We start from the raw sequence: 20,203 nt of genomic DNA on the forward strand, positions 1-20,203 counted from the left end.
CTCTGCAAAGGTGCAGCCAATAGGTCAATTATACTTAACTGTATATCAAAATTTGTTCTTATTTATATTAGTTTTATCTACATATAAACTAAGAATTTAACTTAGCATAGCTATTATCTATTGTGGATAAATCAAGTAATTATTCCTTTTAATCATAAAGTTTCTTAATGCCGGTTCCCAAGATCTGCGAATTTCATTTTCTGTTATCCCTGATCTAATTTGCTGGATTAGTATAGTATTACCAGCAAGCTTATTGAAAAAATCTTCTTTGAAGAAATGATCCTTGTCCGGATATAATTCATATGCGTGCATCAAATAAGATAAATCTAATTTTGATTTATTATAATATTGACTTAAAGAAGCTTTCTTCACTAGAAATCCATAACATTTCATCCCTTCATGTGGAGGATCCATTGCTCCCTCCACATCATAAGGCACAAATTCAACTTCCCCTCTGGATTTAAACGAAGGATGTCCATAAATTTCAAAAGGGCGATCAGTACCTCTGCCAAGGCTAATATCAGTACCCTCAAATAGACATAAAGATGGGTAAAGCAATATACCATCCATATTTTTTAAATTGGGAGATGGTTTAGAATTCAATTTATAGTGGTCCTGTCTAGTATATTGTAAACAAGGTACTACGTATAGGTCTAATTTTGATGAGTTTGCGATCCAATTTTCCCCTTTAATCATTCTAGCAAGTTCACCAATGCTAAGACCATAAATGATTGGTATAGGATCTACTCCGACAAACGACCTGAGGTTGGTGTCTAGCACCGGGCCATCTACGTAGTGAATATTGGGATTTGGTCTATCCAAAACATATAGAGGAATTGAGTTTTCTGCACAGGCTTCCATGATATAATGCAGACTGGAAATGTAAGTGTAAAATCTTACGCCAACGTCTTGAATATCAAAGAGGAATATATCTACATTGGATAAATCCTGAGCATTTGGCTTTATCTTTTTTGAACCATATAGAGAAATGATAGGCAATCCGGTACGGCTATCTTTTTGGTCATCTATATGCTCTCCTGCGCTTTGAACTCCTCTGATCCCATGCTCTGGCGCAAACAACTTGACAATATGAACACCTGAGTTTAAGAGAGTGTCCACCAGGTGTTTACCATAACATAAACTGGTATGATTGCAGAAAACTGCTACTCGCTTACCTTTTAATGCAGAATTATAGGACTCCAGGTTTTCAGCTCCACACAATATGCTGTCTAATCCTTTGTATGATTTAGATTTTTGATGATCTTGGATGTTCCGTTGATCTTGTACATGAACTTGAGCGGACCTGCAAAAAAGTCCACAAATGCAAATGACAAACAAAGTCAGATAATACATGTTAATTTAACTGCATTTTATGGCTCAAAAGTATGCAATCGTTGATATAGAAACAACCGGAGGACACTTCGGTTCTGATCGTATTACTGAAATTGCCATAGTAGTCTTGGAGAATGGAATCAAAATCAGAGAGTTTCAATCGCTGGTGAATCCAAATCGTTCGATTCCACCAGAAATTACAAGAATTACAGGAATCAATAATCAAATGGTAGCGGTTGCACCTCAGTTTTTTGAAATCGCTCGCGATATTATCCTATGTATGCAAGATTGCATATTTGTTGCCCACAATGTTCAGTTTGATTATTCCTTTATCAGAAATGAATATTCCTTGCTTGGTTATTCTTTTAACATGAAAAGGTTATGCACTGTACGACTTGCCCGTAAATTTTTTCCAGGACTTAGATCTTATAGCTTGGAGAACTTAATAAGACATTTTCAAATCCGTGTAAACGCCCGGCATAGAGCTTATGATGACGTTTGTGCTACAGTGGAAGTATTTATACATATCAATAGACAAAATTTCGGAAGTGAAAATTATAACCAAGCACTAAAAAACGTACTTCGAGAAAATAAACTTCCGGCTTCCTTGACTTATAAAGATATTCGTATGTTACCGGAAATGTGTGGAATCTATAAAATGAAAGACCTAACTGATAGCATTTTGTATATCGGAAAAAGCTTGAATATCAGAGAAAGGATTATCCAACATTTCAATGATGTGACTACCAAAACATCTAAAATGATCCGAAATGTGCATTCTATTGAAACTATAGTTACAGGAAGTGAGCTTGTAGCCATATTGATGGAAGCTGAGCAAATAAAACAATTTACTCCTCCAATAAATCGAGCATTGAAAAGCAAGAATGAAAAATACTTTGTAATCGTTTCTGAACGATCTGACGGATTGAAATTTTTAGAGGTTAAACAGAAGGAATGGGTAAAAAATGAAATTCCAGTTTTCGGCATGTTTACTACTGTGATACGTGCTAAATCATTTATCAGATTCTTAGAAGAAAAATATGAATTGTGTTCAGGACTTGCAAAATCCAAACAACTATTCCAATCACCCTGCGAACTTTATGTTGTCCAAAAATGTCATGGCGTATGTGCGGGCAAAGAATCAATAGAATCCTATAATTTGCGTTTTAATGAAATGATCGTTTGTGAATGGAATATTTTTGGGGAAGATTTGGTAATATTGGATACAGGAAGACATGCAGATGAAAAGTCATTTGTTCTGATCGAGAGTGGCTTTTGCAAAGCTCTTGGATTTCTCACAAATCACAATGCTATTCCTAGCATTGCCGAATTGGAAAAAAATTCATTACCATATCGAGGGACTTACGAATCAAACCGTATGATTAAATCTTATCTGGAGAAAAACAAACAATCAATTTGTTTGAAGATTTCTGAGCTGCCTATGAAATAAAGGGTTTCATTCGTGCAGCCAGTCCAGCTACCTGTTGTCGCACGTAATTCTCCAATACAACTTCAGAATTGGGATAACTTATACTCCTTGATACGTTGATGAGTAATCCTCCCAGCTGGTTCATCCCGGAAATTATCGTTCTTTCTAAATCACCACCTTGCTCACCTACACCTGGAACTAGAAAAAAATGTTCGGGACATAAATTCCGCGCATGACTGATCTGATCAGCTCGAGTTGCACCAATGACAAACATTAGCTGATTATAGTTAACCGTGGTAGAAAATTTCTGAATGATTAATTCATACAATTTTTGACCAGTGCCTAAAGGCATTAGTTCAAAATCGGCTGCTCCGGGATTTGATGTCAAACCTAATACGATAGACCATTTACCTTCGTAATCGATAAATGACTGCAGACTATCCACTCCCATGTACGGGTGTAATGTGATTGCGTCCGCATCCAATTTTTGAAAATAGTACTCTGCATATTTCTGCGATGTATTACCGATATCGGCTCTTTTAGCGTCTATGATAAAAAAACAATCTGAAGGAATTTCTTTGACCAACATTTCCAGCTGAATCCAACCATGTGGTCCATGATTTTCAAAAAAAGCGACATTAATTTTATAGGCAACCGCTTGATCTGAGGTCCAATGAATGATATCTCTGCAAAAATCAAACAATGGAAACTTGCGTTGAAGATATCTAGGATCCATTTTATTCAAATCCGGATCTAGTCCAACACATAGAAAAGTCTTCTTCAGACGAATCTGTTCATAGATGGAGTTAGCATCAAAAATTCTCCTCATTGCTTCAAATATTTATTACTGAGTGAGTTGTACAATTTTTGTTGGTGTATTGGTCTGATTTCTATGTTTTACTCTTTCTACCAGCTTATCTGCAATTTGTGCAAACTCCACAGAGGATTCATCCTGATCAAATATAGATAATTCATGATCTGCTCTTTGTCTGATCGACTCATGAATCGGAATTTTACCTAAAATGACAGATTTTGTAAAATCGGAAAGTCTTTGGCCGCCACCCTTTCCGAAGATATAATATTTTTTGTCTTGCATGTCAGGAGGACTAAAATAAGACATATTTTCAATTACACCAAGTATTGGAACAGAAATCTGGTCCAGCATGAACATATTTGCCGCTTTGATAGCATCTGCTACGGCTACTTCCTGTGGAGTGGTGACAAGTACGACACCTGTTATTGGAATAGTCTGTACAAGCGTGAGCTGAATATCTCCTGTCCCAGGAGGCAAATCGATGATGAGGTAATCTAGCTCCGGCCAAACTGTGTCTAGAAAAAACTGCTTGATAATGGCACCCAAACGAGGTCCACGTAGGACCACCGCTTGTTCCGGTTCGATTATATTGCCGAGTGATATTACAGGTATTCCGTTGACATCTATCGGTACTAATAGGTTTTTACCATCTTTTTGGACCACCTGAGGCCTTTTATTCTTTATGCCAAAAATTGTAGGCATCGAAGGTCCGTATAAATCCGTATCCAATATTCCGGCTTTAAATCCCAATTTGGCAAGACTGATTGCCAAATTAGCTGATATGGTTGATTTACCTACTCCGCCCTTCCCTGACGCAACTGCTATAAAATTCCTTATTTGAGGAACTACAGTATTCGGAGCTTCTGAGTGAGGTTGATAGGCTACAAAATGGGCGTTGGGCTCATAATCCGGAAATTCTTTCTTCAGGGTTTCATGTAAGCTCCTGTACAATACATCTTTGTGAGGGTATTTTGCAGAAGGTAAATGAATACTGAAATTAATGCTTTTTTGATCAATTTTTAGATCCCTGACCATTTGGAGACTCAATATATCTTTACCTGTCTCAGGCTCTTTGATAGACCTGAAAATATCCAAAAGCTGATCTGTCTCTGGCTGCATAAGTTTTCATTTAAAACTAAACCCTGTGTCATTGCGTTTGGTTTAACGTCTTGGATTTAATATTTTTGCGCTTTCCATGAGATTAATTCGGTTTTCTAAAGAGCAGTTGCCTGATTTTCAAAAGACAGTGGTCACCATTGGATCTTTTGATGGAGTCCACGCAGGACATCAGGAACTCATTAAAAGAGCTGTTCAAGAAGCAAAGAACCTTGCCAGCCCTTGCATAGCTATCAGTTTTGAACCTCATCCCCGTATTTTTTTGGACCCTTCGGAGGGAAATATTGGTTTGCTGACTACACAGGAGGAGAAAATCAGTTTGCTTGAAGAACTCGGAGTTGATTATTTTGTCATTGTACCATTTACACATGAATTTTCTCAACTACAGCCTGGGGACTATATCGAAAGTTTTTTGTTGAAAAATTTCAATCCGGCCATAGTTGTAATCGGCCATGACCACAGATATGGGATCTATGGATCGGGCGATGCACATTTATTGAGAGAATACGAACAAGTTGGTGCTTTTCAATTAATCCAGGTTCATGCAAGATCTTTTCAAGGAAATTTAATTAGTTCTTCTGCAATAAGAAATAGTATTAAGAAAAACGAATGGGATAAGGTTCGTCAATTTTTGTTAAGAAATTATCGATTTTCAGGAAAAGTAATTTCAGGTGATCATATTGGTACAAGTTTAGGCTACCCAACGGCAAATGTTGAAGTTTCAGATAAGCTCAAATTGCTTCCTTCTTCAGGAGTTTATGCAGCAAAAGGCAAAGTCAATGATCGCAGTTATTCCGGGATGTTATATATTGGCAATAGACCTAGTATTGCTGATGGATTAGGCCAAAACATTGAGATTCATTTTTTTGATTTTAATGATGAAATATATGGAAGAAATATTACCATTGAGATAATAGATTTCATCAGAGCAGATATTAAATTTGATAGTCTTGAAGAATTGAGGTCACAAATTCAAGCTGATGAGTATTTTATCAGGAAATCAATTTTCAAATATAGTATATTGGATGCGGCAACTCTTTCCAAGCCTAAAATAGCCGTTGCAGTACTCAATTTCAACGGCATTGAATATCTTAAGAAATATTTATCACCATTGGTAGAGCACAGTTCTCACTTGGCAGATATTTATGTGATCGACAATGCTTCATCTGATGATTCTGTAGGCTTTGTAAGGTCACAATTTCCTATGGTGAAAATTATCAACCTCAAGAAAAATTATGGTTTTGCAGAAGGATACAATAAAGGCTTAGCCCAAATAAAAGCAGATTATTTTGCTTTATTGAATTCAGATGTATTAGTAAATGATGACTGGCTGACACCTTTGGTTAAAACTATCCAATCAGACCCATTTATACTTGCTGTACAACCTAAAATATTGTCATTACTTGAACCTGTAATGTTTGAATATGCTGGTGCAGCAGGTGGATTAATTGATGCATTAGGATATCCTTTCTGCAAAGGGAGGATAATGCAAACAATTGAGAAGGACGAGCAGCAATATGATGGTATCTCGGAAGTATTTTGGGGTTCTGGTGCAGCTTTATTGGTCAATGCCAAAGCCTTTCATCAGCTAGGAGGATTTGATAGCGAGTATTTTGCACACCAGGAAGAGATTGATTTGTGTTGGCGGATGAAGAGAGCTGGCGGTAAAGTCATGGTCAATACTGCCTCACGGGTATTTCACCTAGGTGGAGGTACCTTGGATTATGAAAAACCTTATAAACTATATCTCAATTTTCGTAATAATATCACTACAATATTTAAAAATATCCCTTGGTATAAGTTAATCTACATTCTACCTATCAGGACGGTACTTGATATTGTAATAGCTCTTAAATATATCCTTACTGGTAAAGTCTTGCATGGGTGGTATATAATTGAAGCATATATTTTTTCTATCATCAGTACTCCATTTTTAATCCATAAAAAAGAAAAAACTTACGCCCTTATTCAAAGAAATAAATTAGGATATTGGAATAATGTAGGATTACTTAGAAGTTCGATCATTGCACAATATTTTCTATTTGGAAACAAAACCGTTAGGAAAATCAATCCCACAAACTTTGTCAGGTAGTGAAAGAAGATTATATCCTATTTGAAGACGAACAAGTCCTTGCTGTCAATAAGCCTTCCGGTCTATTGTCCATTCAAGATAGATTTGATCCTTTAAAGCCTTGTGCCTTAAATGAGTTTTCCGTTCGAGGTCGTAATTTGTTACCTGTTCATAGATTGGATAAGGAAACTTCAGGTGTTCTTTGTTTTGCTCAAAACCCAGCCGCACATCGTGCGATTAGCTTGCTGTTTGAAGAGAGGATGGTCGAAAAAAATTACCTGGCAATATGCCACGGCAAACCCGAAATCGAGGAAGGGCAAATTGATTTAGCGCTCGCACACCATCTACAAAAACCCGGCCTAATGCGCGTTCATCCAAAGGGTAAGCCATCCCAAACCTTATATAAAGTTGAAGCTCAATGGAGAGAATTCTGTTTGCTTAGAGTCAAACCCCTTACTGGAAGGACACATCAGATTCGTGTCCATCTTGCTTCTATTGGATGTCCTATCGTAGGTGACCTGGCCTATGGAGGTACCTCAGGCCTGAAAATAGACGATATCAAAAAAAACAGATTGAAGACTAAGGAAGAATCTTCCTCGTTTTTGATCTCGCGAGTCGCACTTCATTCCGATTTGCTCTCCTTTCATTATTTAGCCAAAGACTACAAATTTATGGCTGACCTCCCCCGAGATATGAAGGCTGCGATTAACCAATTGAATAAATGGCAAAAAGCATGAAAGGTTAAAAATCCTTTTACTACCTGGAATTGAGTTTTGAATCCTAATAATTTGATTATATTTGCGTTATCGTTTCCCATTTTCTTTTTATTTATTTTCATATAGTTTCAATGTAAGTTCAATTGTATTCTCTGAATCTGCTTTCATCTCAATCCATAGATTGCTATGATTGCGGACTAACCAGTTGGCGAAAATTGTGTTTTTAAGATGACTAAAACATAATCCTGCGATAGATCGATTTTAGCTTATTTTTACCCATTACCAGAAGAAAAAAATCATGATAAAAGTAATGATTGCGGATGACCACGCCATGTTTGTTGATGGCTTAGAGTCATTATTAAAAAATGAAAAGAATATTGTAGTTGTTGAGAAATGTTACACGGGAAATGAAGTTTTTGATAAACTAAAAACCGTAAAACCCGATGTACTGCTTTTAGACATCAATCTTCCCGAGCTGAATGGCATCGAAGTGGCATCAAGAATGAACAAGACGCATCCTCAAATAAAAATTGTGGCACTCTCCATGTACAATGAAGAGAGTTTTGTATCAGAAATATTGAAAGCTGGAGCAATGGGGTATATCTTAAAAAATACTGGACGGGCTGAGTTGGTGAAAGCAATCGAAACAGTTTCTACAGGTCAAACTTACTTTTCAAAAGAAGTGACCGAGACAATTATGGGCTCACTACTTAAAAAGACCCCGACCAAGAAGGGCAATAATTTTTTAACTCCTAAGATATCTCGCAGAGAAAAAGAGGTTCTAGAACTGATCGTAAGAGAGTATACTACTCAAGAGATTGCGGATAAATTATTTATCAGTTTGAAAACTGTCGAGTCACATCGCAGTAGTTTGATCTCTAAACTTAATGTAAGAAACACAGCAGGATTGGTTCGGGCTACATTAGAACTGAGATTATTGGAGGACAAATAACATCGATGAATTTTAAAACTCCAAAAATGAATTTTGTATTGATTGTAATGTCTTTTAGCATACAATTTTACTTGTGTTTTAACAACAACATTTTATCTGCTCAGGATAATCCAAATATAGTTTACTTGAAGGACAGCCTGGAATTGAATATGTCCTATGTTGATAGTATTGAGAATGAAATGCATGCTCTCATTAAGCAAAAGCATTACGAACAGGCTTTCCCATTGCTTCTCAAATGTATTGAGAGGCATATCATCCAAGAAAACTATACCAAATCAAGTTCTTTGCGATTTCTCCTGTCAAAAATTTATTCCATTTTTGACTGGTACCCTAAGTCAATAGCCCAAGCCGAATTTTGTCAAGTTTACTTTCGCCAGGCTGGAGAGGATTTGTATCTCTCTAAAACGCTCCATCATCTCGCATTCCTTTATTATAATATTGGAGACCACACATCAGCGAGATATTTTTTAAGTCAATGCGATTTGGAGAAAAAGGATGCAAATGATCCCTTCTGTAAGTATGAGCACTTACTTTATGAATCTGTGACTGACACTACAATTCCTTCATCGACTATTAGGAGGAATATGGTGACAACTATAAGCTATGCAAAAAATGCAGGAGCATCTGACTTACAAATGTATGCTTATGCCTTAATAGGAAAGACCCATCTTATAGACAGTAATTTTAATCTTGCTTTATTGGCTTTTGAGAAAAGTTTAAAATTGAGTTTGGCAGAAAGGCACATTGCTATGACTTCTGAAAATTATAGAAATTTATTTGTATGCCTATCTCAATTGAATGAATATAAAAAAGCTTCAGATTGCTTACTTCAATATACCAAGTACCGGGATACTTCAGAGAGATTCAGATCTGATATGGATAGAAACAGAGAGATCCTCCGTTTTGAAAAGAAGGAAATCAGAGATGAGAAAATAGACCTTGAACAAACAAAGAGGTTGATGGAACTTAAAGCTAGAAGAACTAACTTCAAGTTCACTAGTCTTTTGTTTACGATAGGAGCTATTTTAGTGGCAGCATTTTTTGTGGTATTGTTTTATCAACAAAGACTAGAAACTAGCAATATCATTCATGCCCAGTCCGAGCAAATCAACAATCAGAAGATAAAAGAATTAGAAAGCGCTACCCGAATTGAGAAAATGAAATCCATGATATCAGGCCAGGAATACGAAAGAGAAAGGATAGCAAAAGATCTGCATGATAGTTTAGGTGGCTTATTATCAACCATTCGTTTGAGGATGGACAATCTCCCTTCTAATAAAATTATTGACAGCTCTCCGGAGATGTCTAAAATACACAATTTAGTGGATGTTGCTTGTACTGAAATCCGAAACATCTCGCACAATCTTCGACCTGGAGCACTTGAAAATCTTGGACTAAAAGAAGCTATTCGAGACATGCTCAATCGGTTTATATCTGACGATGGGCCAGAAATAATTCTTCAACATTATGGCATTGCGGACTGGAACCAAATCGATCCAAATGTCGCTCTACAACTCTACAGGATTGTACAGGAATTGGTAAACAATGCGGTAAAACATGCTAATAGTTCAGAAATTCTTGTTCAACTGTCCCTTACAGACAAAGAACTTCAAGTCACGGTTGAAGATGATGGCAAGGGATATGACCTTCTGCATGTATCTCTAGGATCGGGACTAGACAATATCCAATCGAGAGTAAACTATATTAGTGGCGAGATGCATATTGACAGCCGACATGACAAAGGAACTTCTGTGTTAATCGTCGTTCCCAACTATTCTGCGATCGCCAAATCTTGAGTTTTTAAATGCGGGAAAACACTGATTTATTATTTTGGGTGTTTTCATGGAAGTATCCAAATGGATGTTTTCAGACATTTGCATTGCGATCCTTGGTTAAAACGTTAATCACATCGCAAGCTTGATTTGAATATTGAAAATGGGATCCAAGGAATAGAGCTATCGGTTCAAAGAATGGTTTTTGGTTGTTTTACAGGGTGAATTTTGAATTATAATATTCTTACAATGTCCAGATAGCTCTTTCCTGGTGTTTTTTCCCTCACAAAAAGAGAAGAAATAGGTTTATTACATATTGGAAAAGCTGTCTTATCGACGGCTTTTCTTTTTTGTATCGATATGTTCATCTTCGCGATTTGCCATATTTGGAAATCGATTGGCAAACTCATAGATTTCCATTCCTGAAATATCTTTATTATTGATTTGAAAACGAACTAAAGTTCGAACTTGGTGCACACCTTTAAATCCGCAAGCTCCTGGATTGATATACAGTAATTGATATTTTTGATCATATGCTATTTTCAATAAATGCGAATGGCCACATATCAGTATGCGTGGATTATTTTCCATGACGTATTTTCTAGTATGTGCATTGTATGAGCCAAATGGACCTGCAATATGCGTCATGAATACCAGATGCCCTCCACAATTAAAAAGGAGATCTCTGTTGGTTTCACGTTGAATGATATGATCATCAATGTTCCCGTGAACAATTCTCAAAGATTTGAATGCTATTAGTGAATCAATTAATTCTAAAGATCCTATATCTCCCGCGTGCCATATTTCATCACAATCTTTGAAGAAACTAAAAACCTGAGGATCCAGGTACCCGTGTGTATCTGAAAGTACACCAATTTTAGGCATTGGCAACTTTGATGACAATCTTACCAAATTGTTCTCCCGCAGCCATCCTTTCAAATGCAGAATTGATGCTATTTAGTTCGAAAATACGGTCCACTATTGGTTTTACTTTATATCTGTTGATATGTGCCATCAATAATTCAAAATCCTCATCACTGCCCATGGTGGTGCCAAGAATCTGAATTTGTTTCCAAAAAATGATCTGTGGAGAAATATCATTTAGGACTCCTGCAGTTCCGCCATAAATGACCAATCTCGCTCCAGGTTTTGCGATTTTCAACAGCTTTGTGATATTATTACCAGCAGCTCCGTCAATGATGACATCCACTCCCCCATTTGACATCTCAATCAACTGTTTGTCCCAATTTTCTTCATTGTAATTTACACCACCTTTAGATCCAAGAATTATTGCTTGATCAATTTTATAATTAGAAGAAGAACTTACAAAAATATTACAGTCTAAAGGTAGTGCCAATTGGAGAGCTGCCAGAGATACTCCTCCACCGATCCCTGTGATTAGGACAGAATCCGTTTTTTCCAATTTAGCTTTTGTAAATAATGCCCTGAAGGCAGTGAGGGAAGCGAGTGGCAATGCTGCACACTCTTCGTCGTTCAAATGTGCAGGAGTCTCGTGTATTGTATTCTTCGGTACAGATACATATTCTGCCAAGCTTCCTGAATCAGGTAAGCCCAAAATCCTAAACTGGCTGCTTTGAAAATGTTCATTTGATCCCCAGTTTTGGGACGGATTCACTATAACGCGTTTTCCATTATATACACCACAAAGATCTGAACCTAAAATGATTGGAAATTTTAAACCTGCATATTTTCCCTGCTGAATCCAGTAATCACGGTGGTTGAGGGAGGCGCACAAAACCTGAACTGCTACATGATCTGAATTCACAAGACCAAATTCAGTCTCTTCAACATTCAACTTTTGTTTTATCCCGTGCAATATGGCCGCTTTCATTTACTTATTTTAATTTTTTCCAAGATAGGATAAAATCCGATTGTAATGTAAATAAAGCTCATATAAACCTAAGTATTCATTTACATGATTTAAAATTTGAACATCCTATATAATTAAATAATTAATATGTATTAAATATAAATATATAATCAATTCTCTACCTATTGAAATTTATCCAGAGAAATACGGATTTTATCAAAATGAGTGTTTACCCTTATTGATAATTCACAATAATGGCCTAATCTTGCACTGTATTTCGCTCCCAAGCATATCCGTACATAATTTCAGAATTTTCAACCTCAAAATTATTTATATGTACAGATTTTCTATTCGTTTTATTGTTGTTTTTATGTTTTCCACGATGATTTGGGCAGGTCATCTATCCTTGAATGCCCAAATTTTTCACCACAATATCAATGAAATAGACCTCCTATCTCCTATTGCTAAAGAAATTTATGCAGATCGGCTGAATCAGCATAGTTTCATTTCGGTTGAATTGTTTTCTGATTCCCAAGTCCAAATGAGTCCGGTCGATGGTATGAACAAGTGGACTCTGTGTGAAGACAGGATGAATTCACTTTCCTATATTTTATCACAAAATCTGACAAACATTGAATTGGTACTTCCGTCTTGGGACGGTAAAAAGATTGTGCTAGAACTCAAGCAGTATGAATTAATAGCCGACGGATTCAGAGTGACCACCGGGAACAATAAACCAGTGGCCTCTAAAGCATCAAGATACTATAGAGGTATAGTCCAAGGACAACCGGAATCTATAGCTGCTTTTAGTTTTTTTGAAGGTCAGGTATTTGGCATGTTGAGTTTAGATTTTGGCAATATAGTGGTTCAAAATTCGGAGCTACATCCCGGAAAATTCATTATGTATAATGATCGCGATGCCACTAAGAAACCGGATTTTGTATGTGAAACAGAAAAATTGTCAGGCAATGATTTTGATCCAGAAGACAATGAGATACAAGGGCGTGCTGCAGGTGACTGCGTAAAAGTCTATATAGAATGTGACTATGCTCTTTATACAAATAAAGGCTCTGTCAATGCCACTGTTAACTGGATTACAGCAGTTTACAATAATGTAGCGACACTTTATGCTAACGAGAGCATCAACACCACAATCTCTGAAATCTATGTTTGGACTACACCGGATTCATATAGTAAGACAAGTTCAACGACAGCGCTTACCCAATTTCGTACAGCCAGGCCTAGTTTCAACGGCAATTTGGCTCATCTTGCTGCTTTAGGAGGAAATAATATTGGAGGTGTGGCGTGGTTGGATGTTTTGTGCACCAATTATAACTACGCATACAGTAATATATCTTCTAGTTACAATAATGTTCCTACTTATAGCTGGACAGTAGAAGTTATGACCCATGAAATGGGGCACAACGTTGGATCTAATCATACTCAATGGTGTGGATGGTCAGGCGGGGCATTGGATAATTGCTATACTCCGGAAGGAAGTTGCAGTCCCGGCCCGGCACCATCCAATGGTGGTACGATCATGAGTTACTGTCACCTTACAAGTTATGGGATAAATTTTAATAATGGATTCGGAACACAACCAGGAAATAAAATCAGAAGCAGAGTTGCAGCAGTAAATTGTCTATCACCTGGATGTGGTGCCTCTTGTCCTGCACCTACAGGTCTTAATGCCTCCAATATTACAAATACCACTGCCTTAATTTCCTGGAGTCCAGCATCTGGAGCGGTGGATTACACATTAGAATACAAAGTATCTACTTCTTCAACTTGGACACCAATCACAACCAACACGACAAGTTATACTTTGTCAGGTCTGGTAGCTGGCACTACTTATAATGCAAGAGTAAAGACAAATTGCTCAAGCTCTTCGAGCGTATATTCGGGAATCATCAGCTTTACTACAACCGGAGGATCCTGTGGTATACCAACAAATTTTCTTGTGAACAACATCACATCCACTTCGGCAACAGCATCTTGGTCGGCTGTAACAGGCGCGACTGCTTACAACTTCCAATATAAAGCTACGTCTTCTTCCAGCTGGCAACAAGTTACTGTCACTGCGACTGCAATAAATCTTACAGGCCTCAGTCCAGCTACATCTTATGATGTCAGAGTGCAGAGTGTTTGTGGCAGCTCAACATCTGCTTTCACCAACGTGATTACATTTACTACTCAAAGTGGTTCAAGTTATTGTGATTCCAGAGGTACAAGTAGTACACAGGAGTGGATCAAGCGAGTGAAAATCAACACATTGGACAGGAATTCTGGCAGTGATGGAGGCTACTATGACGGTACATCTATGAGCACTGTTCTGAAACAAAGCACTGCATATCAATTATATTTTCAAGCAGGTGTTGCCGGAAATCGAAGAACATTATATTGGACTGCTTGGATTGATTTCAACCAAAATGGTGTGTTTACTGACGCCGGAGAAAGAGTTGCGATCGGAGCTTCCAATAGTTTGAACCTGTTGTACGTTACATTTACTGTACCTTCCAATGCTACATTGGGATCCACACGTCTAAGAGTTTCAATGAAATACGGTGGTTACCCTAGTTCCTGCGAATCATTTGCAAGAGGAGAAGTTGAAGATTATACCGTAAACATCCAGGCATTGGGGTCTCTACCTGGTTCATCATTATCTGAAGGATTAAAAGGAGCTTCCTTTGATTACGTCAGAATACTGCCTAATCCGGTTCAGGACCTGATGCTTGTTCAGTTTGATGCAAAACAAGCGGCAGATGTAAAATTGGAAGTCTTTAATATACTCCAACAGCGAGTTGCAGAGTATAAAATGATAAGCTTAGAAGGAAGTAATAACTATTCGTTCAAAATTGATCATCTTATAGCAGGGACTTACTTCTGTAAAATCACAAGTGGTTCTCAAGTTTATATTCAGAAAATGATCAAGTCGTAAGAAAAGCGAAAGCTCGTAGTAAATTGATACCGAGAGGGCAAAGGAGATTCATTTTCCTTCGCCCTTTTTTTTTACCCTACAGTTCTCCGACATGTAAACATATTAAAATTATTTTTAATATGTATCTGAATCTCTAAAGCCCGGTAAATTCTCAATAAATACATTATAATGTATTATGATATATTAATTTAACCATACTTAATTTTGTGATTTACTAATAGACAATATATTACAACTATTTACTATGTAATTTCTAACCTACCGAAATTCATATTTATCCGATGTTTGGCACAGTTTCTGTTGCTATTTCTACATGGCAATCAATATACAAGACCTCAATCGGAAACACCTCCTTCAGTCTGATGTGGTGTATCGAGTAAACCATGGATTAAGCAGCAGATTGGTGAATTATAAAAACGGAATCATTTATCTCGAAGTACTTTTCACAAAGAAGTGGAGAAAGAACTATGATGAGACCACCGAAGAAATGGCCAACAACTGGAGAAATGCAAACAAGGAATTAGCCAAAGCAATAGGATGTAAAGTTTATATTATTGATGCTCGTACCTATCCTTATAAAAAAGAATTGTATTTAAGTACAGGAGTTGCTTCTTATGATGCTAAGAAAGGTATACTTTTTTCACAAGATGTGCTGAATTAGCAAATATTATCGAAATTCGATTTTAGTTAGATTCTACTTTTTCTCAAAATATTTTCTCATAAATTAATTTGAAGAACGCAATAGAAATGACATAGCAATTGTTTTTCTGTATTTACTGTCCATAAGACACTCTATATCCAAAACTTAAAACATATTAATTTAATTGTATTGAAAATAATTTCTTGTTTACAGGCATTCATTCACCGGTGAAACTTTGCACTCTGCATAATTTGTAAAGAAGAGACCAATTAGTGCTTCTTTTCATTTATTAATCCTTCCACTCTGCAAGAAAAAGATTTGTGTCATGCGTGCCCCCATTCTCCCGATTGGATGCAAAAACAAGATACTTACCGTTTCTGCTAAACATCGGGAATGAATCAAATGTCTGGTCATAACTGATTTGTTCAAGTCCAGAGCCATCTTCGTTGATCATAAATAAATTGAAATTATATCCTTTGGGTCCATTATGGTTAGAAGAAAAAATGATTTTATTGCCGCTCGGATGATAAAATGGTGCCCAATTTGCTTTGCCAAGATGGGTAATTTGCCTCATATTGCTACCATCAATATTACAAGTAAATAACTCCATTTGAGTAGGTTGCACCAATCCTTTTTTTAACAGCTCCTTATACTCAGTTTGATCTTCCGGAGTTTTAGGTCTTGATGCTCTGAAAACTAATTTCTTTCCATCCGGCGAAAAGAATGCCCCTCCGTCATACCCTAATTCGCTGGTCACTTGTGTTACATTAGTTCCATCTATGTTCATCACATAGAGTTCTAGATCCCCACTTCTGTCTGATGTAAAAACAATTTTATCTCCTTTTGGGGAGACTGTTGCTTCTGCGTCATAAAATTCATTGTGGGTGTATTGTTTGAGGATTTTGCCTTTGAGATCGGCGGTATAAATCTCATAATCCTTATATATTGGCCAGACGTATTTACCTCCTGGATTTCGCGGCGGCACCTCAGGGCAGCTTTTACCTGCGTGCTGCGTAGAGGCAAAGATGATAGACTTATCCCCAGGCATGAAAAAAGAGCAGGTCGTCCTTCCACCATCTACTGAGATATGTTTAGGTAAATTATCCTTTAAATTGTCCTCGAATACTTTGAAATAATAAATTTGATCACACTGCGCTCCCCAGTTCACATTGTCTGACTGGAAACACAACTTTTTATCGTCAAAACTCCAATATGCCTCTGCATTGTTGCTCCCAAAAGTCATTTGACGAACATTTTTGAAGTGATTTTCCCCTGGGAATGCAGCATTCTTTTGCTGTGTGGCAGAATCATTTAACCTGTGTTTAGGGCTACAAGAGAAAGAAAAAAGACTCACAGGTATCAGAATGGTGAAGAAAGCAGATATTTGCATGCAAAATAATTGAAAAATGAATTCCGATATTGAAATTGCCCAGTCAATTAAACTCCAAAACATCTCAAAAGTTGCCCAGAACCTGGGGATTCCTGAAGAGGATCTGCAGTACTATGGAAAATATAAGGCCAAATTGCCACTTCATTTGATCGATGAAGAAAAACTAAAAAAGTGCAAACTGATTTTGGTCTCCGCTATTTCTCCCACTCCAGCAGGCGAAGGAAAAACGACAACTAGCATCGGACTTTCTGAGGGTTTAAACAAAATTGGTAAAAAAAGCACCGTGGTTCTTAGAGAGCCTTCGCTTGGTCCGGTATTTGGTATCAAAGGCGGGGCAACAGGTGGTGGATGGAGTCAGGTCCTACCCATGGAAGACATAAACCTACATTTTACAGGTGATTTTGCCGCAGTTGAAAAAGCGCATAATCTCTTGTCCGCCCTTATTGACAATAATCTTCAGAATAAAAAGTATAGCCTCAACCTGGATGCCAGAACCATAGCTTGGAAAAGAGTGATGGATATGAATGATCGTTCATTGAGAAAGATCACGATTGGTCTCGGCGGTACAGGTAACGGAATCCCACGAGAGACAGGATTTGACATCACTGCAGCCTCAGAAGTTATGGCAATACTTTGTCTTTCAAAGAATATGGAAGACTTAAAACGTAGATTGGGAAATATTTTTATCGGTTTGACTATGGATAAACAGCCGATTTTTGCCCGTGATCTGAAAGCTCCGGGTGCGATGGCTACCCTTCTCAAAGATGCCATAAAACCAAATTTGGTGCAGACTATTGAAGGCAATCCGGCGATTATTCATGGTGGTCCATTTGCCAACATCGCTCAAGGTACAAATACCATCTTAGCCACAAAAATGGGAATGTCCCTGTCTGATTATGTTGTAACAGAAGCAGGATTTGGCTTTGATCTCGGTGCTGAAAAGTTCCTGGATATTAAATGTCGCACAGCAGGACTCAATCCCAATGCTGTGGTCATCGTAGCTACCATAAGAGCTCTGAAATATCATGGAGGTGCTTCACTTAAAGCTTTGGGAGATCCAAACCCCAAAGCAGTTGCCAAAGGATGTGACAACCTGGAGAAACACCTTGAAAATGCAGCTTATTTTGGAATTCCGGCTGTGGTAGCCATCAACCGTTTCGTCAAAGATACTGACGAAGAATTGCAGATCGTGAAAGAGAAATGTGAATCCTTAGGTGTCACAGCTATATTCTCCGAAGTTTGGGCAAAGGGTGGCGAGGGAGCTATAGAATTGGCTCATAAAGTTGCATCTCTTGCAGATAATTTTTCTTCAGCATTTAATCCTGTTTATGAATGGAGTGAGCCTGTAGAAAAGAAAATACAAGCAATAGCTACAAAAATATATGGAGCTGCTCGAGTTGAATATTCAGCAGAAGCCAAATCCGCGCTAAAAAGAATTCAAAATTTAGGTTTGGAGGGATTGCCCGTATGTATTGCAAAAACTCAAAAAAGTTTGTCTGACAATGCTGATTTAATCGGTAGGCCTCGAGACTTTACCTTGACAGTAAGGGAAATTGAAATAGCTGCAGGGGCGGGCTTTATCGTGCCAATTACAGGGGAGATGATGCGTATGCCAGGTTTGCCCGATGTTCCGTCTGCTGAAGCGATTGATATCGATGATGATGGAAATATCAGCGGCTTATTCTAAGTTAATGAATTTTCAAAAATTGAAATTCAAAAGATGTTTTTCAAACTCAACAAAGGATTTTAATAAATAGAGCCATATGTTTTGGATGGATTTACCTATCAGCGGAACGATATTGATCATCTGTCTGGTATGCATTTTGACGGTATGTATTTTCGAATTTGTCAACGGATTTCACGATACTGCTAATGCTGTAGCCACTGTGATTTACACAAAATCACTTAAACCCATACATGCCGTGATCTGGTCAGGCTTCATGAATTTTCTTGGAGTCATGACCAGTAGTTATATTTTCGGGATGGCTGTTGCAGGTAAGATAGCCTCGCTCCTTCCTCTGGAAACTGTTTTGACAAACAATGTGAACGAAGCAGTAGCTATGGTATTTGCTGCAATCATTGCTGCAATTTTTTGGAATTTGTTTACCTGGTATTTCGGCATTCCATGTAGCAGCTCACATACCTTGATAGGTTCACTTCTTGGTGTGGGTCTGGCCTTTTCATTCCTTCCAGGGCAAACTGCCAAAGCTGGTGTAAATTGGACTGAAGCTATAAAAATTGGAAATGCTCTATTGTTTTCTCCGTTGTTTGGTTTCTCTGCAGCAATTGCATTGATGTTCCTCTTGAAAAAATCAATAAAAGATAAAGCTATTTTCAAGGAACCGGATCCTGAAAGTCGCCCACCTTTATGGATAAGGGCCATTCTTATCATGACTTGTACATTGGTTAGTTTTTTTCATGGATCAAATGATGGTCAGAAAGGAGTTGGGATGATGTTGATTGTACTCCTTGCATTTATGCCTACGCAATACGCGTTGTCACCCCATTTTGATTTAGGTAAAATGACGACTCAAATTAAAAAAATGGAAGATGCGCTGATTTATGAATCAACTATCAACTACGAATTAGAAAGAACGCTTTGTGCAAAAGCTGAAAGACTTAATGATTTCTACAATTACCTTGACGCTCTGGATTTGAAAAACAATAAAGCCGTCATGAACGCTAGAAAGCAAATGACAATACTCTCAAAAGAGATGAAGATCGTATTGAATGAGCCTAACCTTTTGTCTATGGATTCCAGCAGAAAGATACTTAAAACGGGGGTTGAGCTGATCAACGATTATACTCATCACACTCCTTGGTGGATCATCGTTTTGATTTCAATTTCTCTTGGGATTGGAACCATGATTGGCTGGAAAAGAATTGTTGTGACTATTGGTGAGAAAATCGGTAAAAGGCATATGACTTATGCCGAAGGTGCATCTGCCGAACTCATCGCTTCAAGCACAATAGGTTTGGCTTCCGGTTTCGGGTTACCCGTTTCCACAACACATGTATTGTCATCAGGTGTGGCAGGTGCAATGGTAGCATCCAAAGGAATCAAAAATCTTCAGGCTGGGACTATCAAAAACATAGCTCTCGCATGGATATTGACATTACCTGTGACGATGGTTTTATCAGCTGTTTTGTTTTTGATTTTCAGGATGTTTATCTGATAGGAAGCAAATCGCTTCTTCCTTTT

The 20,203-nt window shown here is 37.6% G+C and carries 15 protein-coding genes; 9 read left to right on the top strand and 6 right to left on the bottom strand.

All coding sequences use genetic code 11. The features are described 5' to 3' along the window. Window positions 1-117 precede the first annotated feature (117 nt). Complete coding sequence (locus IPI99_11215) at window positions 118-1,353, bottom strand: DUF1343 domain-containing protein (protein ID MBK7341088.1); 1,236 nt, start codon at window positions 1,351-1,353, stop codon at window positions 118-120. A gap of 19 nt (window positions 1,354-1,372) precedes the next feature. Between IPI99_11215 and IPI99_11220 the strand changes: the two genes are divergently transcribed. Further along, entirely contained in the window at window positions 1,373-2,782 is a 1,410-nt protein-coding gene (locus IPI99_11220; protein MBK7341089.1) for a GIY-YIG nuclease family protein, read from the top strand. Here the strand turns inward: IPI99_11220 and pyrF are convergent. Both pyrF and IPI99_11230 read right to left on the bottom strand, forming a co-directional pair. Continuing rightward, window positions 2,772-3,590 (bottom strand): orotidine-5'-phosphate decarboxylase, encoded by an 819-nt coding sequence (pyrF, locus tag IPI99_11225; GenBank protein MBK7341090.1) that lies wholly within the window; start codon window positions 3,588-3,590, stop codon window positions 2,772-2,774. The genes IPI99_11220 and pyrF overlap by 11 nt on opposite strands. A 15-nt stretch (window positions 3,591-3,605) precedes the next feature. Further along, window positions 3,606-4,694, bottom strand: a complete 1,089-nt coding sequence (locus IPI99_11230; protein MBK7341091.1) for an Mrp/NBP35 family ATP-binding protein — start codon at window positions 4,692-4,694, stop codon at window positions 3,606-3,608. Window positions 4,695-4,770: 76 nt separating this feature from the next. On the opposite strand from IPI99_11230, the gene IPI99_11235 reads away from it, so the two are divergent. From IPI99_11235 to IPI99_11250, 4 genes are all read left to right on the top strand, one after another. Further along, entirely contained in the window at window positions 4,771-6,783 is a 2,013-nt protein-coding gene (locus IPI99_11235) for a bifunctional riboflavin kinase/FAD synthetase (GenBank protein ID MBK7341092.1), read from the top strand. After that, window positions 6,783-7,499, top strand: a complete 717-nt coding sequence (locus IPI99_11240; protein MBK7341093.1) for an RluA family pseudouridine synthase — start codon at window positions 6,783-6,785, stop codon at window positions 7,497-7,499. Before IPI99_11235 ends, IPI99_11240 begins: the two co-directional genes overlap by 1 nt. A gap of 277 nt (window positions 7,500-7,776) precedes the next feature. Continuing rightward, on the top strand, window positions 7,777-8,430 hold the full coding sequence (locus IPI99_11245) for a response regulator transcription factor (protein ID MBK7341094.1): 654 nt from the start codon (window positions 7,777-7,779) through the stop codon (window positions 8,428-8,430). A 26-nt stretch (window positions 8,431-8,456) separates the two neighbouring features. Beyond that, entirely contained in the window at window positions 8,457-10,226 is a 1,770-nt protein-coding gene (locus IPI99_11250; GenBank protein ID MBK7341095.1) for a sensor histidine kinase, read from the top strand. Between the two features lie 306 nt (window positions 10,227-10,532). On the opposite strand, the gene IPI99_11255 is transcribed toward IPI99_11250, so the two are convergent. Beyond that, window positions 10,533-11,087 (bottom strand): metallophosphoesterase family protein, encoded by a 555-nt coding sequence (locus IPI99_11255; protein MBK7341096.1) that lies wholly within the window; start codon window positions 11,085-11,087, stop codon window positions 10,533-10,535. Next, complete coding sequence (locus IPI99_11260) at window positions 11,080-12,054, bottom strand: zinc-binding dehydrogenase (protein MBK7341097.1); 975 nt, start codon at window positions 12,052-12,054, stop codon at window positions 11,080-11,082. Before IPI99_11260 ends, IPI99_11255 begins: the two co-directional genes overlap by 8 nt. 313 nt (window positions 12,055-12,367) lie before the next feature. Between IPI99_11260 and IPI99_11265 the strand changes: the two genes are divergently transcribed. Next, a complete protein-coding gene (locus IPI99_11265; protein ID MBK7341098.1) occupies window positions 12,368-14,971 on the top strand; it encodes a fibronectin type III domain-containing protein in 2,604 nt (867 codons plus the stop codon). Window positions 14,972-15,284: 313 nt separating this feature from the next. After that, window positions 15,285-15,632 (top strand): hypothetical protein, encoded by a 348-nt coding sequence (locus tag IPI99_11270; GenBank protein ID MBK7341099.1) that lies wholly within the window; start codon window positions 15,285-15,287, stop codon window positions 15,630-15,632. Between the two features lie 268 nt (window positions 15,633-15,900). Here the strand turns inward: IPI99_11270 and IPI99_11275 are convergent, their stop codons facing one another. Then, window positions 15,901-17,001, bottom strand: coding sequence for a PD40 domain-containing protein (locus tag IPI99_11275; protein ID MBK7341100.1), 1,101 nt, complete (start codon window positions 16,999-17,001; stop codon window positions 15,901-15,903). 16 nt (window positions 17,002-17,017) lie between these two features. Here IPI99_11275 and IPI99_11280 point away from each other — a divergent pair, with 16 nt between their 5' ends. Then, the gene (locus IPI99_11280) at window positions 17,018-18,688 is read left to right on the top strand and encodes a formate--tetrahydrofolate ligase (protein MBK7341101.1); all 1,671 of its coding nucleotides are present in this window, start codon (window positions 17,018-17,020) and stop codon (window positions 18,686-18,688) included. Window positions 18,689-18,764: 76 nt separating this feature from the next. After that, window positions 18,765-20,177: an inorganic phosphate transporter gene (locus IPI99_11285; protein MBK7341102.1), complete on the top strand. Its 1,413-nt coding sequence runs from the start codon at window positions 18,765-18,767 to the stop codon at window positions 20,175-20,177. Window positions 20,178-20,203: the final 26 nt, after the last annotated feature.

The sequence above is a fragment of the Saprospiraceae bacterium genome, assembly GCA_016710235.1.
Classification (GTDB): Bacteria; Bacteroidota; Bacteroidia; order Chitinophagales; family Saprospiraceae; genus Vicinibacter.